Source organism: Monashia sp. HAY1-5C (assembly GCF_056755255.1).
In genome coordinates this window covers 1-236 of record NZ_JBPGXG010000768.1, presented here as the reverse complement: position 1 = coordinate 236, position 236 = coordinate 1, and the positions used below count along the sequence as shown (strand labels likewise).

The 236-nt window shown below is 72.9% G+C and carries 1 pseudogene; it reads left to right on the top strand.

What is annotated here, in order from left to right:
- Positions 1-236, top strand: a pseudogene (locus tag ACR9ZK_RS23485) (hypothetical protein); the annotation flags it as partial.

Below are 236 nucleotides of genomic sequence, written 5' to 3'. Positions count from 1 at the left end.
GTCACCGACTGGGCCGCCGCTGCCGAGCGGTGGAACGCCCTTGGTCGTCGTGCGGCCTCACACGGCCTCAAGCTGTACACACACAACCACGACATCGCGTACAGCTTCCTGCTCGACAGCGGCGCGCTCGACGCCCTGGGCCATCCGACCCGCTCGTCGGGCATCCTCCGGCTCTATTACTTCCTCCCCACCCCCCCCCCCCACTCCCCCCCCCCCCCCCCCCCCCCCCCCCCCCC